The organism is Streptomyces sp. NBC_00299 (genome assembly GCF_036173045.1).
Taxonomy (GTDB): Bacteria; Actinomycetota; Actinomycetes; order Streptomycetales; family Streptomycetaceae; genus Streptomyces; species Streptomyces machairae.
In genome coordinates this window covers 1,398,204-1,418,781 of record NZ_CP108039.1, presented here as the reverse complement: position 1 = coordinate 1,418,781, position 20,578 = coordinate 1,398,204, and the positions used below count along the sequence as shown (strand labels likewise).

Sequence of the window (20,578 nt, the reverse complement as noted above, 5' to 3'; positions counted from 1 at the left end):
GGCGGGTTTCCAGGGGATCTTCCCAGCGGGCGGCAACCCGGTCTATAGTCCAAAACTAGCGGTGCTAATTAACAGAGTGCCGATTCATACGGCCCGGTCAGGAGTCCTGTCGTGCGTCCCGTCCACTTCGCGGCCGCCCGCCGCACCCCCATCGGCAAACTGCGCGGAGCGCTGTCGTCGGTGCGGCCCGACGACCTCGCCGCGACCGTGATCCGGGGCCTCGTCGCCGAGGTGCCCGCACTCGACCCGGCGCGCATCGACGACGTCTACTGGGGCGCCGCCAACCAGGCAGGCGAGGACAACCGCAACGTGGCCCGGATGGCCGCGCTCCTCGCCGGGCTGCCCGAGTCGGTCCCCGGCGCCACGGTCAACCGCCTGTGCGCGTCCGGCCTGGAGGCGGTGACGTCGGCCGCCCGGACCATCGCTGCGGGCGAGGCCGACATCGTGCTCGCCGGCGGCTCCGAGTCGATGAGCCGCGCCCCATTCGTCCTGTCCCGCCCCGACGAGGCGCTGCCCCACCGCATCGAGACCGTCGACACCCGGCTCGGCTGGCGCCTGGTCAACCCGGCGATGAAGGAGCTGCACGGCCTGCTGTCCATGGGCGAGACGGCCGAGGAGGTCGCCGAGCGGTACGGCATCCCGCGCGAACGGCAGGACGACTTCGCGCTGCGCAGCCACCAACGGGCCGCCGAGGCCCGCAAGAACGGCCACTTCGACGACGAACTCCTGCCGGTCGAGCGCCCGGACGGCGTGCTGGTCGACAGCGACGAGTGCATCCGCGAGGACACGTCGTACGAGAAGCTGGCCCGGCTGAAGCCGGCCTTCCGGCAGGGCGGCACGGTCACCGCGGGCAACGCCTCACCGATGAACGACGGCGCGGCAGCACTGCTCCTCGTCAGCGAGGAAGCCCTCAACGAACTCGGCCTGGAGTCCCTGGGCCGCTATGTCGCCGGCGGCTCGGCGGGCGTCCACCCCGACGTGATGGGCATCGGCCCGGTCCCCGCCACCCGCAAGGTTCTGGCCCGCGCCGACTGGACGATCGGCGACATCCAGGAGGCCGAGTTCAACGAGGCGTTCGCGGCGCAGGCCCTCGCGTGCGTCGACGAGCTCGGCATCGAACCCGAGCTGGTCAACGCGAGCGGCGGCGCGATCGCGCTGGGGCATCCGCTGGGCTGCTCGGGTGCGCGGATCCTCACGACGCTGCTGCACCGGATGCGGCGGACGGGGGCCGAGCGGGGGCTGGCGACCATGTGTGTCGGTGTCGGGCAGGGAAGTGCGGTGCTGGTGGAGAGGCACTAGCAATCTCCCAACTGGCGAGACGGTCCTTACCAGTACCTGTTGTCTGCACATACCATCGGTCTCCGCATGGACACGATGACGCTTTGGCACACAACAGGCTGGGAGTTCGCCGCGCTCGCCTTCGCGGCCCTGCTCGTCGGCTTCTCGAAGACGGCGGTGAGCGGGGCCAACACGGTCAGCCTCGCGATCTTCGCCGCCGTACTCCCCGCCCGCGCCTCCACCGGTGTGCTGCTGCCGATCCTGATCGCCGGGGACGTCCTCGCCGTCCTCACCTACCGACGGCACGCCCACTGGCCCACGCTGTGGCGGCTGTTCCCCGCGGTCGCGGCCGGCGTCGTCTTCGGCACGCTGTTCCTCGTCCGGGCCGACGACGGCATCGTCCGTACCTCGATCGGCGCGATCCTGCTGATGATGGCGGGCGTGACGGTGTGGCGCCGCCGTACGGCCGAGCAGGAGGCGGAGCCGGACTCGGTCACCAGCCGGGCCGGCCGGGTCAAGGCCCGCTCGTACGGCGTCCTCGGCGGCTTCACCACGATGGTCGCCAACGCGGGCGGCCCGGTGATGTCGATGTACCTCCTGTCGGCCGGCTTCCGCAAGCTCGGCTTCCTCGGGACGTCCGCCTTCTTCTTCCTGATCGTCAACGTCTCCAAGGTGCCCTTCAGCGCCGGACTCGGCCTGATCGACGGCTCCTCGCTCCTGCTCGACGCGGCGCTGGTGCTCTTCGTCGTGCCGGGTGCGTTCCTCGGCAAATGGGCGGTGAACCGGATCAACCAGCGGCTGTTCGAGCAGCTGGTGATCGCGGCGACGGTCGTCGGCGGCCTCCAGCTACTGCTGCGCTGACCCCCGCAGTTCCCTCAGCAGGGCGGGCAGATCGGCGAAGGAGTCGATCACATCGTCGGGCGTGCCGCTCGCGGCCCGGTGCGTTTCCGGCAGATACTTCCCGGTCCTGACCAGCACGCCCCGCACCCCGGCCCGCTGCGCCGCCAGCACATCGGACTCGACGTCGTCCCCGACCATCACCGCCTCGCCCGCGCCCACCCCCACATGTGCGAGGGCCGCCTCGAAGAACGCGGCCGACGGCTTCCCCGTGATCTCCGCCTCGACCCGCGCCGCCTTCTCCAGACCGACCAGGAACGCGCCGGTGTCCAGCTGCAACCCGTCATCGGTACGCCAGTAAAGGTTCCGGTGCATGGCCACCAGCCGCGCCCCGCGCTGCAGATGCCCGAAGGCCCGGTTCAGCGCCGCATAGCCGAACTCGGGCCCGGCGCCCCCGACGACCACGACGTCCGGAACGGACCGGCCGCCCGAGCCGTCGCCTTCGCTCCCGTCCTCGTCATCTCCGACGATGGCGATTCCGTCCAGGTCCTCCGCGATGTCCCCGCTGTTCAGCAGCACACACCGCGCCCCCGGACAGTGCTCCGCCAGATACGCGGCGGTGACGGCGGGCGCGGTCAGGATGTCCTCGGCGGACACCGGGAACCCGGCGTCCGCCAGCGTCCGCGCGATCGACGCCCGGGTCCGCGAGGTCGTGTTCGTGACCAGCGCGACACCGAGCCCGGCCTCGCGGATCTCCCGCAGCGCCTCGACGGCACCCGGCAGCGGCTGCCACGAGACGGTGAGGACCCCGTCGATGTCGATCAGGACAGCACGCAGGGACTCCACGCCACGTACGGATTCCATGCCAGGACCATAGCCATCGATCCTGCTGGTTCAGGTCAGGGCGCGATCCCGACACCCTCGATCCTGCTCCACGCCCGCTCCTGCGCCGACGTCATGGCGGGCCACCGCAGGCCGCCCGGACGCGGCTCGACGCGCGTGGCGTACAGGGCGGGGCGGAACGCCGGGTCGTAGAAGCAGCCGGTGCCGTAGGTGCGGTCGAACGCCGCGCACGACGCCGCGACCGACCCGGCCGTCGGCTTGCGACCGCTGCGCACCCACTTGTCCAGGGCGGCAATGGAGTTGGCGTACTCGGCGTCGCTCAGCTCACTGTGCTCGGCCTCCCGCGTGAAGGTCTGCACCAGGTGCCCATCCCGCCGGGCCCCGTGCAGCGTGGCCCGGTAGGCGGCCTCGTGCTCGATGAACGCGGTCGGGTCGTCGATCGCGTGCATCGTCAGCACCGGGATCGAGACCTTGCCCGTGAGATCGCTGTCGTAGGACAGATCGCGTACGGCCGCGGGGTCGGGGGCGAAACGCTCGACACCGGCGTTGAGCGCCTCGTCGTCATGCGAACCGGAGTACCGGACGCCCTGGTTGCCGAACGGGTTCCGGTCCCCGAGGCGGTCGTGCACGATGTCCCGGAACGTGAAGGTCGCGAACCTCAGGTGCGACTCCAGCGTGCGCTCCGGGATCCGCGTCACGGCGAGGATGTCGTCGAGGTTGCGCTGCTGGAGCGCGGTGCGCTCCTCGGGCGCCGACGCGTAGCCCGTGCACTCCTGCAGCCGGGCGCGCAGCCCGGCGCTGGTCATGGTCGAGCCGGCGCGCAGGCCCTGCCACAGCGGGTACTGCGGCTCGGTCGGGCGCGGGTGGTTGCCACAGTAGTACTGGTAGACGACGCGCAGGTCGACGCGGTAGTCGTAGCCGCGCGAGCCTCCGCCGAGGACGCCGTTGGTGAGCAGCGCCCCGTCGTACGCCCCGCCCCGGTCGCCGTAGGTCTCCACGACCTTCGCGGCGACGTTCCCGCCCCACGACTGGCCGTGCACGAACGTCCTCCGGGGCTTGCCGAACTCACCGACGAACAGTCGGCGCACGCTCTCCGTGTCCGCGGCGGCCATCCGCGTCCCGTAGCCGCCCCGGCGGTACGACGAACCCGCCCAGGCGTAGCCCTCCTTCACCATCACCGACCAGCGGCCCAGATCGTCGAGACTGCGGCCGGGGTCGGACTCCGCACCGAGGTCGGGGCCGCCGTGGGCGTGCACGACTAGGGAGCCGTTCCAGTCGTTGGGCACGGCTATCGCGTAGTAGGCGCCGTTGGGATCCCGGCCGGTGTAGCAGGTGGCCTTGTCGGCGACGGCCGCGGGACAGTCGGCGCGAGCCGGGCCCGCCGTCCCGCCTGTCTCTCCCCGCGCGTTCGACGCGCCGACGAGGAAGCCGGCGGCGAGGGCGCCTGCCAGCAGGGCGGTCAGCGTCGTACGCCGGTGGGAGGTCGATGGGACAGACCTGCGGTTCACTGCGTTGGTTCTCGTCCAGTCCAAGACGCTGCTCCTCGTTCCTCGTCGGCGCGTCGTCGAGCCGTGCGCCGCGATGCTAGGGAGCGGCGGGGCGAGGAACCACGGGTCTGATCGTTGTGTTCATAGTGTTCGCGCTGTATGCGCCGTTCATGGTGCTCAGGGCGCCGGCATCGCGGCGGACGGCACGACGTACGCTCGCCCCATGTCCCCCCGCCACGTGCTGATCCTCGGCGGCACCACCGAGGCCCGCGAGCTCGCCGCCGCGCTGGCGGCGCACCCCGGCGTCCGCGTCACCACCTCGCTCGCGGGGCGCGTGGCACGGCCGGGCGCGGTCGCGGGGGACGTACGCGTCGGGGGCTTCGGCGGCGCGGAGGGGCTGGCCGACTGGCTGCGCGCCGAGCACGTGGACACCGTCGTCGACGCCACGCACCCGTTCGCCGAGTCGATCACCGCTAACGCGGTCCGCGCCGCCACGGCGACCGGCGTACCGTCGCTGGTCCTGCGCCGGCCCGGCTGGCGCCCCGGCCCCGGGGACCGCTGGCACGAGGTCGCGTCGCTCGACGAGGCCGCGGCCCTCCTGCCCAGCCTCGCTCACCGCGTCTTCCTGACCACCGGCCGCCTGGGCCTCGCGGTCTTCGCCCACCTCACGGACCTGCGTTTCGTCGTACGCTCCGTCGACCCGCCCGAGCCACCGATGCCCCCGCACACCGAAGTGCTCCTGTCCCGCGGCCCGTTCACGCTCGCCGATGAGTCGGCCCTCCTACGCGACCACCGCATCGACACCCTCGTGACGAAGGACAGCGGCGGCACGGCAACCGCGGCCAAACTCACAGCCGCCCGCCAACTCGCCCTACCCGTCGTGCTCGTACGCCGCCCGCCACTCCCGGAGGGCGTGGAGCCGGTGCCGGATGTGGCGGGGGCGCTGGAGCGGCTCGGCTTCAGCCTGTGAGCGCTGTGGGTACGTCCCAGGCCAGACAGCCGCGCCGCACCTACTACTCCTACGGATTCCGGCGCAGCAAATACGTGTCCATGATCCAACCCTTGCGCTCCCGTGCCTCCGCGCGCAGGCTCTCGATGCGTGGTGCGGTCTCGGCGATCGGGCCCGAGGCGAGGATCTCGTCCGGGGTGCCGATGTAGGCGCCCCAGTAGATGTCGATGTCCTGGTCGGCGTACTGCCGGAAGGTCTGGTGGGCGTCGAGCATCACGACGACGTCGTCCACGCCGTCGGGGAAGCCTTCTGCAAGGCGGCGGCCGGTGGTGATCTGTACGGGGCGGGCGACCCGGTTGAGTCCCGTCCGGTGGCGGGCGACCAGTGCGGAGACGCTGCTGATGCCGGGGACGACGTCGTACTCGAAGGCCACGGCGCCCTTGTCCAGGACCTCCTCCAGGATCCCGAGCGTGCTGTCGTACAGCGCGGGGTCGCCCCACACCAGGAACGCCCCGGTCTCGTCCTCGCCCAGCTCCTCGGCGATCAGCTGCTCGTAGATCCCGGCGCGCGCACTGCGCCAGTCACCGACGGCGGGGGAGTACGCGGTACCGCCGGCGGACCGGTCCCGCTCGGGGTCCCGGGCCTCGACCACCCGGTACGTCCCCTCCGGTATGTGCGCGTCCAGCATGTCCCGGCGCAACTGCGTGAGGTCCGACTTCACCTCGCCCTTGTCGAGGATGAAGAACACGTCCGCACTCCGCAGCGCCCTGACCGCCTGCAACGTCAGCTGCTCAGGGTCGCCCGCGCCGATACCGATGACATGAATCTTTCGCACACCCCGAGTCTGCCCCACGCCACTGACACCACCGACACCGCGTCCGGGCGGACAGGGGTGAGGCCCGCAGACTCCGGCCGGCCCCTACGCCCCGCCCCGTAGCCTCGGCGCCCGCCCTCGCGCGTCCACGGCCTCCCCGCTCTCCTCCACGCCCCCCGCCAGCTCCCGCGCCCATGCGCTCAGCCCCGCGAGATCCATCCCGTACGGTGTCCGCTCCCCGGCTCCGGACGCCCACTCCTCCACGGCCCCGGCGCCCCGCCGCAGCAGCCGCGGCCCGCCCGTCACGTTCCCCCGCGCCGAGTGCGTGAGCCCCACCGCGAGCTGCGCCAGCCCCCGCCACAGCGCCCGCTCTCCCTCCGGCCCCGCCTTCCAGGCGTCCTCGAACACCTCATGCGCATGGAACGGCTTCCCCGCGTCCAGCAGCTCCTGCGCCTCGGCGACGGTCTGCTCCGGCGTGCGTACGACGCCCTCGGGCTGGCGGTCGACGCCGTCCGCGTCGTACGGCAGGGGGCGCCCGAGACCGTCCCGGGGCCGTGCGTTGCGTGCCCGCCCCTCGCTGTCCCGGTCCCGCGCTTCGGCCTGGTGTCCTGACGATGTGCTGCCCATACACCGATTGTCCATCGCCCGGCCCCACGCCGGATGCCCCCCTTCGGCGCACTCGTCCCCGTACGGTAAAGTGCTGTCCGCACGATCACGCGGTTCACCGCGTGAGAGGCATCGGGACGTGGCGCAGCTTGGTAGCGCACTTGACTGGGGGTCAAGGGGTCGCAGGTTCAAATCCTGTCGTCCCGACGGTGCGAAGGGTCTTCGCAGGTGAGAGCCTGCGGGGCCCTTTCTCGTATGCCCGGTCGAAGGTCAACGGGACCGGGTGCACGCGCTGTTCGGAACGTAGGCTCGCTCCGAGAGATCTTCCGCAGCGAAGGGGCCCGGCATGACCACCGTCTTCTCCCGCATCATCGACGGAGAGCTTCCCGCCCGGTTCGTCTGGCAGGACCCGCACGCGACGGCGTTCCTGTCCATCGCGCCGCTGACGCCCGGCCACACCCTCGTCGTGCCCCGGCGTGAGGTCGACCAGTGGACGCAGGTCGACGGTGACCTGCTGTCCCACTGCATGCAGGTGGCCCAGGCCGTCGGCCAGGGCGTGCAGCGGGCCTGGGACGCTCCGCGGGCCGGGCTGCTCATCGCCGGATTCGAGGTGCCCCACCTGCACATTCATGTGGCGCCCATGTGGGGTCTTGGCGACCTGAACTTCGCCCATGCCAAGCCGGAGGAGGACATGTCGGCACTGGACGAGGCGGCCGACAAACTCCGCACCGCCCTGAGCGACCTCGGCTTCGAGCATGCCGTGCCGCCGGGGGCCTGAACAGGCCCGACAGTGGCGGACAAGGGCCCCGGACGGACTGCTCGGGGCTGGTAGGCTCCCGCTGCCGATCATGAACATGGTCATTTCGGTGAACGGGGAAACGGGGACCGGGAACCGGGAACGGAGCGGGGGGCTCAATGCGGACGATTCCCATGACAGCGGCGCTGGCGTGTCTGTTCACCGCAGCCGTGCTCACCGGGTGCGGGGCCGGTGACGGCGGCGCGGAGAAGTCGGCGGCGGAGCTTCTCGACGAGGCCAACGACGCGATGCGCGACCTGCGTTACGTCACGGTCGAGATGACCAACACCGCGGACAGCGGCAAGGTGTCGATGCGCCTGAGGACCGATCTGAAGGACCGGTGCACGGCGAAGACCACCTGGGGCGACAAGGGCAGCCTCGAACAGATCAGGATCGGTGAGACGGACTACGTCCGCCCCGACGAGACGTACCTCGAGAACTGGCGCGGCAGGCCGGTCGCCGACGTCCGTCCGAAACAGTGGGCGAAGGTACCCGCGGACGAGGCGCAGCCGGGCGACGGACTGGCCGCGTGCACCTGGCCCTTCGAGTCGTTCGGCAAGGTGAGGAAGGGCGAGGCCACCCGCGTCGGCGACCGGGAAGCGATCGCACTGCACGTCACGGACAAGGCCGACAAGGAAGGGACGTACACCTTCTACGTCGCCACCGAGGGCGAGCCCCACCTGCTGAAGACCGTCTACAAGGGCGGCGGGAACGTCACCACCACGTCGTTCAGCGCCTTCGACGAGCCGGTGGACGTCCGGCCTCCCGCGTGGGCGCAGGTCCTGGACAAGGCGGATGTCGCGGGCTGACGCCCGGATGTCCCGCACCCCTCATGTTCCCGCGCGACGTACGCCATGCCGGGGTGGTAGAAGCGGGCCATGACCAACTCGCTCATCCTCCCGGCCGGTGCCCGATGACCGCCGGCATCGACACCCCCGACCGCCGTGGCCGCACCGGACTCGACCGGGCGGGCCGGGACCTGACCGGCAATCCGCGCATCAAGGTGCGGGACGTGCAACTCCTGTCCAGCCACTGGTACGTCGAGCGCGCGACGACTTTCGACTTCCAGCACGCCGACGGCACCTGGAGCACCCAGCAGCGCGAGACGCACGACCGCGGCAACGGCGCGACCATGCTGCTGTACGACGCCGAACGCGAAACCGTCCTGCTCACCCGCCAGTTCCGCTTTCCGGTGTACGTCAACGGCCACCCCGACGGCATGCTCGTCGAGACGCCGGGCGGGCTGCTCGACGACGATGACGAACACCCGGAGATCGCGGTACGGCGCGAGGTCGTGGAGGAGACCGGGCACACCATCGGCGAGGTCCGGCACGTCTTCGACGTCTACATGAGCCCCGGCTCGGTCACCGAGCGCGTCAGTTTCTACGCCGCCGCCTACGGCCCCTCGACCCGCACCCACGAGGGCGGTGGCCTGGACGAGGAGGGCGAGGACATCGAGATCGTCGAGCTGCCCTTCCGCCGGGCCCTGGAGATGGTCCGCAGCGGGGAGATCGCCGACGCCAAGACGATCATGCTGCTGCAGTGGGCGGCGCTGGACGGCCCGTTCGCCAAGTGACGCCCAGGAACACCAAGTGCGCGCCCACGCCCTTGACTTGAAGTGCGCTTCAAGATGAACACTCCCGTTCGTGCCCCGAATTCCGGGCGCACGAACGGGAGGGAAGTCATCCATGAAGTACCGCACCATAGGCACCGCCCCGAACACCCGCCGCGAGGTGAGCGTCCTCGCGCTCGGCGCGATGCTGTTCGGCTCCCGCACCGACGAGGAGACCTCCTTCGCCGTCCTCGACCGCTATGTCGAGGCGGGCGGAACCTTCATCGACACCTCCGACAACTACGCCTTCTGGGAGGACGGCGGTCAGGGCGGACAGAGCGAGGAACTGCTCGGCCGGTGGCGCCGCAGCCGGGGCGTCGGCGACGAGATCGTCATCGCCACCAAGCTCGGCGCCCGCCCGCTGGCCCCCGGTACCGGCTACATCGACAACGCGGAGGGCCTGTCGGCGAAGGTGATCCGCGAGTCCGCCGAACGCAGCCGCGACCGGCTCGGCGTGGCCAGGCTGGACCTGCTCTACGCCCACATCGAGGACCAGCAGGTCCCCCTCCAGGAGACCGTCGAGGGGTTCGCCGAACTGGTCGCCGAGGGCACGGTCGGGCTGCTCGGCGTCAGCAACCACGCCACCTGGCGGGTCGAGCGGGCCCGCGCCCTCGCCGCCGCGGCGGGCCTGCCCGGCTACGAGGTGCTCCAGTACGCCCACAGCCACTTGCGGCCCCGCCTCGATGTCCCCGAGGGCCTGTTCCCCGACGGCAGCCTCGGCCACGCCGGCCCCGACCTGCTCAGCTACCTGCGCGCCGAGCCGGGCCTCACGCTGGTCGCCTACTCGCCGCTGCTCAAGGGCGCCTACACCCGCCCGGACGTCGCGCTGCCCGGCGACTTCGACCACCCGGGCACCCCGGCCCGCCTGAAGGTGCTCCGCGAGGTCGCGCAGGAGACCGGCGCCACCGTCAACCAGGTCGTCCTGGCCTGGCAGATCGGCGCCGAGCTGCCGATCGTCCCGCTGGTCGGAGCGTCCTCCGTGGCCCAGCTGGAGGAGAGCCTGGCCGCCGTGGACCTGGAGCTGACCGCCGACCAGCGGGCCCGGCTCGACGGGGCCCACTGACCCCTCCCGGAGTACGCTCCGAAGAGGAGCCGAAGGAGAGTGGCCATGCCTCTGTTCCCCACCGAGCGGCACGTCCGTACGACCCCCGAAGGCCTCCTGTGGGAGCCCAGCGAGCGCTGGGTGCGAGGCCTCAAGGGCGACGTCACCGTCGTCGACAGCCGGCACCCCGTCCTGGTCTGGGAGCCCGATCTGCCCGTGCCGTGCTACGCGTTCCCACGCGAGGAGGTCCGCACGGACCTCCTCCGCCCCGCCAAGAACCCGCAGCCGGGCAAGCACACCGGCTCGCAGATCTTCTACGACCTCGAGGTCGACGGCGAGCCGGTGGAGAACGCGGCGTGGACCTTCCCCGCCGCCGACCTCGCCGGACACATCGCCTTCGAGTGGTTCTGGCGCTGGGGCACCGGCCTCGACCACTGGTACGAGGAAGAGGAAGAGATCTTCATCCACCCCCGTGACCCGCACAAACGGGTGGACGCCATGCCCAGCGGCCGCCATGTCCAGGTCGAGATCGGCGGCACAGTCGTCGCGGACACCCACCGCCCGGTGCTGCTGTTCGAGACCAGCCTGCCGACGCGGTACTACCTGCCCCGCGAGGACGTCCGGCTCGACCTGTTCGAGCCCACCGACCACAGCACCGGGTGCCCGTACAAGGGCACGGCCCAGTACTGGAACTGGCGCGGCGAGGGCGAGGTCCCGCGGAACATCCTCTGGAGTTATGCCGAGCCGCTGGCCGCGGTGGCGCCCGTCAAGGGGCTCCTGGCGTTCTACAACGAGGCGGTGGAGATCACCGTGGACGGCGAACGGCTGGAACGGCCGGTCACGCCGTTCACCGCGCGCCTCAAGGCCTGACCAGCAGCTGGAAGTCGAACGCGTACCGGGACGCACGGTAGATGTGCGTCCCGTACTCGACCGCCCGGCCCGTGTCGTCGTACGCCGTGCGCTGCATGGTCAGCAGCGCGGCGCCCTCCTTCTCGTCGAGCCGCCCGGCCTCCTCGGCGGTGGCGCAGCGGGCGCCGATGGTCTGGCGGGCGCTGTGCAGGGTGATGCCGACGGCCCGCATCATCCGGTACAGGCCGGTCGACTCCAGCCGGGCCGTGTCGAGGTCGAGCAGGCTCGCGGGCAGGTAGTTGCAGAGGATCGCGACCGGCTGGCCGTGTGTGCAGCGCAGCCGTTCCAGGACCGTGACCTCGGCGCCCTCCGCGAGGCCGAGTGCGGCGGAGACGTCGGCAGCCGCCGGGACGCGTTCGTTGCGGACGACCTGCGTGGTCGGACCCTGCCCGGCCGCCTCCAGGTCGTCGTAGAGGCTGCTGAGCTCCAGCGGGCGCTTCACCTGGCTGTGGACGACCTGGGTGCCCACCCCGCGCCGCCGGACCAGCAGCCCCTTGTCGACGAGCGACTGGATGGCCTGCCGGACGGTGGGCCGGGACAGGCCCAGCCGCACCGACAGGTCGACCTCGTTGCCCAGGAGGTTGCCGGGCGCGAGGGCTCCGTGCTCGATCGCCGCTTCCAGCTGCTGGGCGAGCTGGTAGTACAGCGGCACGGGACTGCCCCGGTCTAGGGCGAAGTCCAGCGAGGCCAGCGCGGAGCCGGACCCGGCACGTGCCGAGCCGCGGGTCTTCGCCATGGGACTCCCTCCCTGTCGGGTTGTCAGGAGTTGCTGGGGAAACCGAGGTTGATGCCGCCGTCGGACGGGTCCGGCCAGCGCGTGGTGATGACCTTGCCCTGGGTGTAGAAGGCGATGCCGTCGTTGCCGTAGACGTGCAGATCGCCGAAGAGCGAGTCCTTCCAGCCACCGAAGGAGTGGTAGCCGACCGGCACCGGGATCGGCACGTTCACGCCGACCATGCCCGCCTTGACCTCCAGCTGGAAGCGGCGGGCCGCGCCGCCGTCCCGGGTGAAGATCGCGGTGCCGTTGCCCCAGCGGGAGTCGTTGATCAGCTTGATGGCCTCTTCGTACGTCTCCGCACGCACCACCGCCAGCACGGGTCCGAAGATCTCGTCCCGGTACGCGTCCGCCGTCAGCGGCACCCGGTCCAGCAGCGAGACACCGAGGAAGAAGCCGTCCTCGTGGCCCTCGACCGAGTAGCCGGTGCCGTCGACGACGACCTCGGCGCCCTGCTCGGCGGCCGAAGCGACATAGGACGCCACCTTGTCGCGGTGCTCGCGCGTGATCAGCGGGCCCATCTCGCTCGCGGGGTCGTTGCCGGGGCCGATGCGCAGGTTCTTCGCCCGCTCGGCGATCTTCCCGACCAGCTCGTCGCCCGTGTCGCCGACCGCGACCACGACCGACACGGCCATGCAGCGCTCGCCCGCGGAGCCGTAGGCGGCGTTGATCGCCTGGTCGGCGGCGAAGTCGAGGTCGGCGTCGGGCAGGACGAGCATGTGGTTCTTGGCGCCACCGAGGGCCTGTACGCGCTTGCCGTGCTCAACCGCCTTGAGCTGGATGTACTTCGCGATCGGCGTCGAGCCGACGAAGGACACCGCCTCGATGTCCGGGTGCTCCAACAGCCGGTCCACGGCGACCTTGTCGCCCTGCACGACGTTCAGCACACCCTCCGGCAGCCCGGCCTCGGTGGCCAGCTCGGCCAGCCGGTATGACGCCGACGGGTCCTTCTCGCTCGGCTTCAGCACGAAGGTGTTGCCGCACGCGATGGCCAGCGGGAACATCCACATCGGCACCATGGCCGGGAAGTTGAACGGCGTGATGCCGGCGACCACGCCCAGCGGCTGCCGGATCGAGGCCACGTCCACGCGGTTCGACACCTGCGTCGACAGCTCGCCCTTCAGCTGCACGCTGATCCCGCAGGCCAGCTCCACGATCTCCAGACCGCGTGCGACCTCGCCGAGCGCGTCGGAGTGCACCTTGCCGTGCTCGGCGGTGATCAGCTCGGCGATCTCGTCACGGTGGGCGTCCAGCAGTTCGCGGTACTTGAACAGGATCGCGGTGCGCTTGGCCAGGGAGGACTGACCCCAGCTCTCGAACGCGGCCTTGGCGGAGGCGACGGCGGCGTCCACCTCGTCGACGGTCGCGAACGCGACCTGCTTCTCCTGGGCGCCGGTGGCCGGGTTGTAGACGGGGGCGAAGCGGCCGGAGCCGCCCTCCACGGGCTTGCCGTCGATCCAGTGGGTGATGGTCTTCATGGTGCGCAAGGGCCTTTCAAGTGCGGTTCGTGTGCGGGGAGTTCAGAGGTGGCGGCGGCGGTCGGTGACGTGCTGGTCGTACCGTGCGCGGGCTTCGACGGCGGCCTCGCGGGAGGCGACCTCGGCCACGGGCACGTCCCACCAGGCCTCGGCGCCCGGCGCGTTCGGGTTCCTGATGTCGGTCTCGACGTACACGCAGGTCGGCCGGTCGGAGGCGCGGGCGGTGGCAAGCGCCTCGCGCAGCTCGCCCACCGTCTTGGCGCGCAGCACGTCCAGGCCGAGGCTGGCCGCGTTCGCGGCGAGGTCGACCGGGAGCGGGGCGCCCGTGAAGGTGCCGTCGGCGGCCCGGTAGCGGTAGTCGGTGCCGAAGCGTTCGCCACCGGTCTCGGCCGAGAGCCCGCCGATGGAGGCGTAGCCGTGGTTCTGGATCAGGACGATGTTGACCGGCAGGCCCTCCTGGACCGCGGTCACGATCTCCGTCGGCATCATCAGATAGGTGCCGTCGCCGACCAGCGACCACACGGCCGTGTCCGGGGCGGCCTGCTGGATGCCGATGCCGGCCGGGATCTCGTAGCCCATGCAGGAGTAGCCGTACTCCAGGTGGTACTGGCGCGGCGAGCGGGACCGCCACAGCTTGTGCAGGTCGCCCGGCAGTGAACCGGCCGCGTTGATGACCACGTCGTCGTCCCCGACGACCCCGTCCAGCGCGCCCAGCACCTGGGTCTGCGTCGGTACGGCGCTCTCGTCGTCGGCGCGGTAGGCGGCCTCGACGACGGCGTCCCAACGCTCCCTGCCGGCGCCGTACTCGGCCTCGTACGCGCTGTCCACGCGGTGGCCGGAAAGCGCTTCCGTCAGGGCCGTGAGGCCGGCCCGCGCGTCGCACACCAGCGTCCGTGCGGCCAACTTGTGCGCGTCGAAGCCGGTGATGTTGAGGTTCAGGAAACGCACGTCCGGGTTCTGGAAGAGCGTGCCGGAGGCGGTGGTGAAGTCGGTGTATCTCGTGCCCACGCCGATCACCAGGTCGGCGCCGCGGGCGATGTCGTCGCTGACCGAGGTCCCGGTGTGGCCGATGCCGCCGAGGTCGGCGGGGTGGTCGTACCGCAGCGAGCCCTTGCCGGCCTGGGTGGAGGCGACCGGGATGCCGGTGGCCTCCACGAAGGCCTTGAGGGCCGCCTCGGCCTCGCTGTGGTGGACGCCGCCGCCCGCGACGATCAGCGGGCGCTCGGCGGCCCGGATCGCCGCCACGGCCGCCGCCAGCTCGACCGGGTCGGGCGCGGGACGCCGTACGTACCAGACGCGATCGGCGAAGAACTCCTGCGGCCAGTCGTACGCCTCCGCCTGGACGTCCTGGGGGAGGGCCAGCGTGACCGCACCGGTCTCGGCCGGGTCGGCGAGGACGCGCATGGCGTTCAGCGCGGACGGGATCAGCGCCTCGGGGCGGGTGATCCGGTCGAAGTAGCGGGAGACCGGGCGCAGGGTGTCGTTGACCGACACGTCCGCCTCGGTCGGGTGCTCCAGCTGCTGGAGCAGCGGGTCGGGGGCATGGGAGGCGAAGTAGTCGCCGGGGAGCAGGAGGACGGGCAGACGGTTGATCGTCGCCAGGGCCGCACCCGTCACCAGGTTCGTCGCGCCCGGTCCGATCGACGTGGTCACCGCCTGCGCGGAGAGCCGGTTGAGCTGCCGGGCGTGGCCGACGGCCGCGTGCACCATGGACTGCTCGTTGCGGCCCTGGTGGTACGGCATGACGTCCTCGCCCGCCTGGAGCAGGGCCTGGCCGATGCCGGCCACGTTGCCGTGGCCGAAGATGCCCCAGGTGCCGGCGATCAGCCGGTGCCGTACGCCGTCGCGCTCGGTGTACTGCACGGACAGGAACCGCACCAGCGCCTGGGCGACGGTCAGGCGGATCGTGGGCTGGCTCATCTCGGGGGACCTCACTGGGACTCAGCGGTGTAGAGGGGCAGACGGGGGTCGACGGGCTGGTCCGGCCAGGTGCCGCGGATCCAGGCGTGGTCGGGGTGGTCGCAGATCAGCCAGGCACGCTCGGCCTCGGGGCCCGCCATGACGTTGAGGTAGTACATGTGGTGGCCGGGCACGGCCATGGACGGCCCGTGCCAGCCGTCGGGGATCAGCACCACGTCGCCGCCGCGCACCTCCGCCAGGACGTCGGTGTTCCGGCCGTGTCCGGACGGGGAGACGCGCTGGTAGCCGAGGCCGGGGGTGCCCTCGTGGCCGGCGAACTCGAAGTAGTAGATCTCTTCGAGGACCGACTCCTCGCCGGGCCGGTGCTCGTCGTGCTTGTGCGGCGGGAAGGACGACCAGTTGCCGCCCGGCGTGATGACCTCGACCGCGATGAGCTTGTCGCACTCGAAGACCCCGGCCGCACCGAAGTTGTTCACTTGGCGGCTGCTGTTGCCCGTGCCGCGCAGCTCCACCGGCACCGACGACGCCGGACCGTAGCGGGCGGGCAGCCGCCGGGAGCACCGTGCGCCGGTCAGCGCGAACCGTCCGCCGGCGGGCGACGAGACGGTCGTACTGGCGTCGCGCGGCACATAGGCGAAGTCGGTGACGGCGCTGAACACGCTGTCACGGCCGGTGAGTTGAAACGTGTCATGGCCGAAGTCGTCGGTGGCCTCGACCGTGCAGCCGCCGTTCAGCGGCAGCACGATCCACTCGCTGTCGCCGGTGTCGAAGCTGTGCGAGCCGCCGGGCGGCAGCTCCAGGATCCGCAGGCTGGAGTAGCCCCAGCCGGCCTTCTCGGGCGTGACGTCCACGACGTACGGGCCGCCGAGCGCCTTTCCCGCGGGAAGGTGATACGTCATCGTGTTCCTCCGGGTCACAACAGGCCGACGGCCGTGTCCACCGCCGTCTCCACGCTGCCCTCGGCCGGGTAGAGCAGCGAGCGGCCGACGACCATTCCCTGGACGGTCGGGAGCCGGAGCGCCTTGCGCCAGCGCTCGTAGGCACCCTCCTGGTCGTCCCCGACCTCGCCGCCGAGCAGGACGACGGGCAGTGTGGACGTCTGAAGAACTTCGGCCATGTCGTCGGGGTCATGGGTGACGGGCAGTTTCAGCCATGTGTACGCCGAGGTGCCGCCCAGTCCCGACGCGATGGCGATCGACTTGGTGACGGCCTCGGCGGACAGGTCGTTGCGTACCTTGCCGTCGATCCGCCGGGATATGAAGGGCTCGACGAACAGCGGCAGTTGGAGCGCGGCCATGGCGTCGATGGCGCGAGCCGTGGCCTCCAGGGTGGTGAGCGAGCCCGGGTCGTCGTAGTCGACGCGGACCAGCAGCTTGCCCGCGTCGAAGCGCAGCCGGGCGATGTCCTCGGCGCGGTGGCCGGTGAAGCGGTCGTCCATCTCGAAGGACGCTCCGGCCAGGCCGCCGCGGTTCATGGAGCCCATGACAACCTTGTCGTCGAGGACGCCGAGCAGCAGCAGGTCCTCCAGGATGTCGGCGGTGGCCAGCACCCCGTCCACGCCGGGCCGGGACAGCGCGGTGCACAAGCGCTGGAGCAGGTCCGCGCGGTTGGCCATGGCCAAGCTCCGGTCGCCGACCCCGAGGGCGCCGCGCGCCGGGTGGTCGGCGGCCACGATCATCAGCCGTCCGCTGTCGCCGAGCAGCGGACGGCGCACCCGGCGGGCGGCCGCTTCCGCGACCGCCTCGGGGTTGCGGGCTCTGACCGTGGTGAGGTCGGTGATGCCGATGTTCAAGGAAGGCTCCGTTTCAGTGGCTCGTGCTCGGCGACGGCATCAGTGGCTGGTGCTCGGCGACGGCACCCCGGCGAGGAGGTCCGCGACCTCGGACGCGGTGGGCATCGCGGAGGAGCAGGCGAGGCGCGAGGCGACGAGGGCGCCGGCGGCGTTGGCGTGGCGCATGGTCCGCTCCAGGTCCCAGCCGGCGAGCAGACCGTGGCAGAGCGAGCCGCCGAAGGCGTCACCCGCGCCCAGGCCGTTGACCACCTCGACCGGCACGGGCGGGACCTCGGCCCGGGTGCCGTCGCGGTGCACGGCCAGGACGCCCTTGGGGCCCTGCTTGACGACGGCCAGCTCCACGCCGGCCTCCAGCAGCGCGTCCGCGCAGGCCTGCGGCTCGCGGACGCCGGTGGCGATCTCGCACTCGTCGAGGTTGCCGACCGCGACCGTGGCGTGCCGCAGGGCCTCGCGGTAGTACGGGCGGGCCTCCTCGGGGTCGCGCCAGAACATCGGCCGCCAGTCGAGGTCGAAGACGGTGGTGCCGGACTTGTCGCGGGCCTTGAGGGCGGCGAGCGTGGCGGAGCGGCTCGGCTCCTCGCTCAGGCCGGTGCCGGTGATCCAGAAGATCCGGGCGCCGCGGATGGCGAAGAAGTCCAGCTCGTCGGTGTGGATCTCCAGGTCCGGCGCCTTGGGGCGGCGGTAGAAATACAGCGGGAAGTCGTCAGGCGGGAAGATCTCGCAGAACGTGACCGGCGTCGGGTACGCGCCGACCGGGGTGACCCAGCGGTCGTCGACGCCGAAGGCCTTCAGCTCCTCGTGCAGGTAGGTGCCGAAGGGGTCGTCGCCGGTGCGCGTGATCACCGCCGTGCGGCGTCCCAGGCGGGCGGCGGCGACCGCCACGTTCGCCGCCGAACCTCCCAGGAATTTCCCGAACGTCTCCACTCTCTCCAGGGGGACGCCGGTCTGCAGGGGGTAGAGGTCGACCCCGATGCGGCCCATCGTGATCACATCGAAATACTGGGCTGGCTCGGCCATGCGCGACCTCCTCGGGAAGCTGGGGATGCGGGTCCTGAAGCGCCCTGACACGGTGGGGGCGTGGATCCACGGGACCTGCCGCCTCCCAGGTGTAGGTCTCGGAGGGCAGCGCTGTCAATAGTTTGTACTTACATTCGGACCTGCTTGTGAAATGATGTCTTAACAAACTATTGACAGCGGGCGTGGCAGCGACTTGTATCCCGTGCCATCGCAACAGTCGGTTTGCGGCATCATGATCCGGACTCCGTAAGGCTCCGGGACCACGGATCCCTTCGTGATCCCTTCCTTTCCCCCGCAGTAGCACAGTGAGGTGCCAGGAAAGATGGACCGCTCTTCTCACCCCCGCTCCCGCAGGTTCGCGCCCGTCATCGCCGTGGCCGCGGCAGCGGCCCTGACCCTCGCCGGCTGCTCCAGCAGTTCCGGAGGCAAGAAGTCCGAGGAAGGCGCGGCGGACGCGTCGGCGGGCAAGGCGACCACGCCCCGCATGACCGTCGCCCTGGTCACGCACCAGGCGCCCGGCGACACCTTCTGGGACACCGTCCGCAAGGGCGCCGAGGCAGCGGCCGCCAAGGACAACATCAAGCTCATCTACTCCGCCGACCCGAACGCGGGCAACCAGGCCAACCTGGTCCAGACCGCGATAGACCAGAAGGTCGACGGCATCGCGGTCACCCTCGCCAAGCCGGACGCCATGAAGGGCGTGATCGGCAAGGCGGACAAGGCCGGCATACCCGTCGTCGGCCTCAACTCCGGCCTGAGCGACTGGAAGCAGTTCAACATGCTGGAGTTCTTCGGCCAGGACGAGTCCGTCGCGGGCGAGGCCTTCGGTAAGAAGCTCAACGAGGTCGGCGCGAAGCACGCCCTCTGTGTCATCCAGGAGCAGGGCAACGTGGGTCTCACCCAGCGCTGCGACGGCGTGGAGAAGACCTTCGACGGCAAGCTCGACGTCCAGAACGTCAACGGCGCAGACAAGCCGTCGGTGAAGTCGACGCTCACCGCCAAGCTGAAGCAGGACTCCTCCATCGACTACGTCGTCACGCTCGGAGCGCCGTTCGCGCTGACCGCAGTGCAGTCGGTGAGTGATGCCGGCAGCAAGGCGAAGGTCGCGACCTTCGACCTCAACAAGGAACTCATCAAGGCCGTCAAGAGCGGCGACATCCAGTTCGCGGTGGACCAGCAGCCCTACCTGCAGGGTTACCTGGCCGTCGACGGTCTGTGGCTCTACAAGAACAACGGCAACTACAGCGGCGGCGGCGAGCAGCCCGTGCTGACCGGCCCGGCCTTCGTCGACAAGTCCAACGTCGACAAGATCGCCGAGTTCGCCGCGAAGGGCACCCGGTGATGAGCATGACCCAGCAGGCTGAGCCGGCGGTGACTACACCGCCGGTCTCCGGCCCGGGCAAGGAGAAGGACGGGCGGACCCAGCAGCGCTCCCTGGTGCTGAGACTGCTCGCTCGGCCCGAGGTGGGCGTCTTCCTCGGCGCCCTGGCCATCCTGGTCTTCTTCCTGATCATGGCGCCGACCTTGCGCCAGGGCAGTTCGATGTCGACGGTCCTCTACCAGTCGTCGACCATCGGGATCATGGTCCTGCCCGTGGCGCTGCTGATGATCGGCGGCGAGTTCGACCTGTCCTCCGGCGTCGCGCCGGTCGCCTCGGCGCTGACGGCGAGCATGACCGCCTTCGAGCTGACCCTGAACGTCTGGGTCGGCGTGATCGCGGCCCTGGTGGTGTCGCTTGCGATCGGCTTCTTCAACGGCTGGCTGCTGGTGAGGACCGGGCTGCCGAGCTTCCTGGTCACCCTGGGCACGTTCATGGGTCTGCAGGGCGTGAACCTGGCGGTGACCAAGCTGGTCACCGGCAACGTCGCCACGGACGACATCAGCGACATGGACGGCTTCGACCAGGCCAAGGCCGTGTTCGCCTCGTCCTTTGACGTCGGCGGAGTCAACGTCAAGATCACTGTCTTGTGGTGGCTGGCTTTCGCGGCGCTGGCCACCTGGGTCCTGCTGCGCACCAAGTACGGCAACTGGATCTTCGCGGTCGGTGGCAACAAGGACAGCGCCCGCGCCGTCGGCGTCCCGGTGAACTTCACCAAGATCTCGCTGTTCGTGCTGGTCGGTTTCGGCGCCTGGTTCGTCGGCATGCACAACCTGTTCCAGTACAACACCGTGCAGTCCGGTGAGGGCGTGGGCAACGAGCTGATCTACATCGCCGCGGCGGTGGTCGGCGGCTGTCTGCTGACCGGCGGTTACGGCACGATCATCGGCCCGGTCTTCGGCGCGTTCATGTTCGGCCTGGTCCAGTTGGGCATCGTCTACGCCACCTGGAACCCCGACTGGTTCAAGACCTTCCTCGGCGTGATGCTCGTAGGCGCCACCCTCGTCAATCTGTGGGTCCGCAAGCAAGCGACCCGGAGGTGATC

Annotated in this window: 20 protein-coding genes and 1 tRNA gene; 11 read left to right on the top strand and 10 right to left on the bottom strand. The window is 70.7% G+C overall.

Going from position 1 to position 20,578, the window contains the following annotated elements; all coding sequences use genetic code 11:
• Nucleotides 1-111 precede the first annotated feature (111 nt).
• Both OHT51_RS06150 and OHT51_RS06145 read left to right on the top strand, forming a co-directional pair.
• The gene (locus OHT51_RS06150; RefSeq protein WP_328877864.1) at nt 112-1,299 is read left to right on the top strand and encodes a thiolase family protein; all 1,188 of its coding nucleotides are present in this window, start codon (nt 112-114) and stop codon (nt 1,297-1,299) included.
• Between the two features lie 66 nt (nt 1,300-1,365).
• On the top strand, nt 1,366-2,139 hold the full coding sequence (locus OHT51_RS06145; RefSeq protein WP_328877863.1) for a sulfite exporter TauE/SafE family protein: 774 nt from the start codon (nt 1,366-1,368) through the stop codon (nt 2,137-2,139).
• Here OHT51_RS06145 and OHT51_RS06140 read toward each other — a convergent pair.
• Together OHT51_RS06140 and OHT51_RS06135 are read right to left on the bottom strand one after the other, a co-directional pair.
• Nucleotides 2,125-2,979 carry an HAD-IIA family hydrolase gene (locus tag OHT51_RS06140; protein ID WP_443052419.1) on the bottom strand — a complete coding sequence of 285 codons (855 nt, stop codon included), beginning with the start codon at nt 2,977-2,979 and terminating at the stop codon, nt 2,125-2,127. The two genes, OHT51_RS06145 and OHT51_RS06140, sit on opposite strands and share 15 nt — an antisense overlap.
• 35 nt (nt 2,980-3,014) lie before the next feature.
• Nucleotides 3,015-4,490, bottom strand: coding sequence for a hypothetical protein (locus tag OHT51_RS06135; RefSeq protein ID WP_328877862.1), 1,476 nt, complete (start codon nt 4,488-4,490; stop codon nt 3,015-3,017).
• Between the two features lie 178 nt (nt 4,491-4,668).
• On the opposite strand from OHT51_RS06135, the gene OHT51_RS06130 reads away from it, so the two are divergent.
• Complete coding sequence (locus OHT51_RS06130; RefSeq protein WP_328877861.1) at nt 4,669-5,415, top strand: cobalt-precorrin-6A reductase; 747 nt, start codon at nt 4,669-4,671, stop codon at nt 5,413-5,415.
• Between the two features lie 49 nt (nt 5,416-5,464).
• Here OHT51_RS06130 and cobF read toward each other — a convergent pair whose 3' ends face one another.
• On the bottom strand, nt 5,465-6,229 hold the full coding sequence (gene cobF / locus OHT51_RS06125) for a precorrin-6A synthase (deacetylating) (protein WP_328877860.1): 765 nt from the start codon (nt 6,227-6,229) through the stop codon (nt 5,465-5,467).
• Between the two features lie 84 nt (nt 6,230-6,313).
• Nucleotides 6,314-6,835, bottom strand: a complete 522-nt coding sequence (locus tag OHT51_RS06120) for a DUF309 domain-containing protein (protein WP_328877859.1) — start codon at nt 6,833-6,835, stop codon at nt 6,314-6,316.
• Nucleotides 6,836-6,947: 112 nt separating this feature from the next.
• On the opposite strand from OHT51_RS06120, the gene OHT51_RS06115 reads away from it, so the two are divergent.
• The 6 genes from OHT51_RS06115 (at nt 6,948) to OHT51_RS06090 (ending at nt 11,134) form a co-directional block, all read left to right on the top strand.
• Nucleotides 6,948-7,021: transfer RNA gene (locus OHT51_RS06115), tRNA-Pro, on the top strand.
• Nucleotides 7,022-7,160: 139 nt separating this feature from the next.
• Complete coding sequence (locus OHT51_RS06110; RefSeq protein ID WP_328877858.1) at nt 7,161-7,592, top strand: HIT family protein; 432 nt, start codon at nt 7,161-7,163, stop codon at nt 7,590-7,592.
• Nucleotides 7,593-7,744: 152 nt separating this feature from the next.
• Nucleotides 7,745-8,419 carry a hypothetical protein gene (locus OHT51_RS06105; RefSeq protein WP_328877857.1) on the top strand — a complete coding sequence of 225 codons (675 nt, stop codon included), beginning with the start codon at nt 7,745-7,747 and terminating at the stop codon, nt 8,417-8,419.
• A gap of 104 nt (nt 8,420-8,523) precedes the next feature.
• The gene (locus OHT51_RS06100) at nt 8,524-9,186 is read left to right on the top strand and encodes an NUDIX domain-containing protein (RefSeq protein ID WP_328877856.1); all 663 of its coding nucleotides are present in this window, start codon (nt 8,524-8,526) and stop codon (nt 9,184-9,186) included.
• A 112-nt stretch (nt 9,187-9,298) separates the two neighbouring features.
• Nucleotides 9,299-10,285 carry an aldo/keto reductase gene (locus OHT51_RS06095; RefSeq protein WP_328877855.1) on the top strand — a complete coding sequence of 329 codons (987 nt, stop codon included), beginning with the start codon at nt 9,299-9,301 and terminating at the stop codon, nt 10,283-10,285.
• 45 nt (nt 10,286-10,330) lie between these two features.
• Complete coding sequence (locus OHT51_RS06090; RefSeq protein WP_328877854.1) at nt 10,331-11,134, top strand: DUF427 domain-containing protein; 804 nt, start codon at nt 10,331-10,333, stop codon at nt 11,132-11,134.
• Here the strand turns inward: OHT51_RS06090 and OHT51_RS06085 are convergent.
• The 6 genes from OHT51_RS06085 to iolC are packed head-to-tail and all read right to left on the bottom strand — an operon-like array spanning nt 11,124 to nt 18,155.
• Entirely contained in the window at nt 11,124-11,909 is a 786-nt protein-coding gene (locus tag OHT51_RS06085) for a GntR family transcriptional regulator (RefSeq protein WP_328877853.1), read from the bottom strand. The two genes, OHT51_RS06090 and OHT51_RS06085, sit on opposite strands and share 11 nt — an antisense overlap.
• 23 nt (nt 11,910-11,932) lie before the next feature.
• Nucleotides 11,933-13,426, bottom strand: coding sequence for a CoA-acylating methylmalonate-semialdehyde dehydrogenase (locus tag OHT51_RS06080; protein WP_328877852.1), 1,494 nt, complete (start codon nt 13,424-13,426; stop codon nt 11,933-11,935).
• Nucleotides 13,427-13,468: 42 nt separating this feature from the next.
• The gene (gene iolD, locus OHT51_RS06075) at nt 13,469-15,346 is read right to left on the bottom strand and encodes a 3D-(3,5/4)-trihydroxycyclohexane-1,2-dione acylhydrolase (decyclizing) (RefSeq protein WP_328877851.1); all 1,878 of its coding nucleotides are present in this window, start codon (nt 15,344-15,346) and stop codon (nt 13,469-13,471) included.
• 11 nt (nt 15,347-15,357) lie between these two features.
• On the bottom strand, nt 15,358-16,245 hold the full coding sequence (iolB, locus tag OHT51_RS06070; protein ID WP_328877850.1) for a 5-deoxy-glucuronate isomerase: 888 nt from the start codon (nt 16,243-16,245) through the stop codon (nt 15,358-15,360).
• Between the two features lie 14 nt (nt 16,246-16,259).
• Nucleotides 16,260-17,138 (bottom strand): Cgl0159 family (beta/alpha)8-fold protein, encoded by an 879-nt coding sequence (locus tag OHT51_RS06065; protein ID WP_328877849.1) that lies wholly within the window; start codon nt 17,136-17,138, stop codon nt 16,260-16,262.
• 39 nt (nt 17,139-17,177) lie between these two features.
• Nucleotides 17,178-18,155, bottom strand: a complete 978-nt coding sequence (iolC, locus tag OHT51_RS06060) for a 5-dehydro-2-deoxygluconokinase (RefSeq protein ID WP_328877848.1) — start codon at nt 18,153-18,155, stop codon at nt 17,178-17,180.
• Between the two features lie 322 nt (nt 18,156-18,477).
• Between iolC and OHT51_RS06055 the strand changes: the two genes are divergently transcribed.
• Both OHT51_RS06055 and OHT51_RS06050 read left to right on the top strand, forming a co-directional pair.
• Nucleotides 18,478-19,497 carry a sugar ABC transporter substrate-binding protein gene (locus OHT51_RS06055; protein ID WP_328877847.1) on the top strand — a complete coding sequence of 340 codons (1,020 nt, stop codon included), beginning with the start codon at nt 18,478-18,480 and terminating at the stop codon, nt 19,495-19,497.
• Complete coding sequence (locus OHT51_RS06050; protein ID WP_328877846.1) at nt 19,497-20,576, top strand: ABC transporter permease; 1,080 nt, start codon at nt 19,497-19,499, stop codon at nt 20,574-20,576. The genes OHT51_RS06055 and OHT51_RS06050 overlap by 1 nt, the downstream gene beginning before the upstream one ends.
• Nucleotides 20,577-20,578 lie beyond the last annotated feature (2 nt).

Bases quoted from the DNA above. Each gene is read 5' to 3' on its own strand.
- OHT51_RS06145 (WP_328877863.1), top strand. From the start codon at position 1,366: ATGGACACGATGACGCTTTGGCACACAACAGGCTGGGAGTTCGCCGCG.
- OHT51_RS06140 (WP_443052419.1), bottom strand. From the start codon at position 2,979: ATGGAATCCGTACGTGGCGTGGAGTCCCTGCGTGCTGTCCTGATCGAC.
- OHT51_RS06130 (WP_328877861.1), top strand. From the start codon at position 4,669: ATGTCCCCCCGCCACGTGCTGATCCTCGGCGGCACCACCGAGGCCCGC.
- OHT51_RS06120 (WP_328877859.1), bottom strand. From the start codon at position 6,835: ATGGGCAGCACATCGTCAGGACACCAGGCCGAAGCGCGGGACCGGGAC.
- OHT51_RS06110 (WP_328877858.1), top strand. From the start codon at position 7,161: ATGACCACCGTCTTCTCCCGCATCATCGACGGAGAGCTTCCCGCCCGG.
- OHT51_RS06105 (WP_328877857.1), top strand. From the start codon at position 7,745: ATGACAGCGGCGCTGGCGTGTCTGTTCACCGCAGCCGTGCTCACCGGG.
- OHT51_RS06100 (WP_328877856.1), top strand. From the start codon at position 8,524: ATGACCGCCGGCATCGACACCCCCGACCGCCGTGGCCGCACCGGACTC.
- OHT51_RS06095 (WP_328877855.1), top strand. From the start codon at position 9,299: ATGAAGTACCGCACCATAGGCACCGCCCCGAACACCCGCCGCGAGGTG.
- OHT51_RS06090 (WP_328877854.1), top strand. From the start codon at position 10,331: ATGCCTCTGTTCCCCACCGAGCGGCACGTCCGTACGACCCCCGAAGGC.
- OHT51_RS06085 (WP_328877853.1), bottom strand. From the start codon at position 11,909: ATGGCGAAGACCCGCGGCTCGGCACGTGCCGGGTCCGGCTCCGCGCTG.
- OHT51_RS06080 (WP_328877852.1), bottom strand. From the start codon at position 13,426: ATGAAGACCATCACCCACTGGATCGACGGCAAGCCCGTGGAGGGCGGC.
- iolD (WP_328877851.1), bottom strand. From the start codon at position 15,346: ATGAGCCAGCCCACGATCCGCCTGACCGTCGCCCAGGCGCTGGTGCGG.
- iolB (WP_328877850.1), bottom strand. From the start codon at position 16,245: ATGACGTATCACCTTCCCGCGGGAAAGGCGCTCGGCGGCCCGTACGTC.
- iolC (WP_328877848.1), bottom strand. From the start codon at position 18,155: ATGGCCGAGCCAGCCCAGTATTTCGATGTGATCACGATGGGCCGCATC.
- OHT51_RS06055 (WP_328877847.1), top strand. From the start codon at position 18,478: ATGGACCGCTCTTCTCACCCCCGCTCCCGCAGGTTCGCGCCCGTCATC.
- OHT51_RS06050 (WP_328877846.1), top strand. From the start codon at position 19,497: ATGAGCATGACCCAGCAGGCTGAGCCGGCGGTGACTACACCGCCGGTC.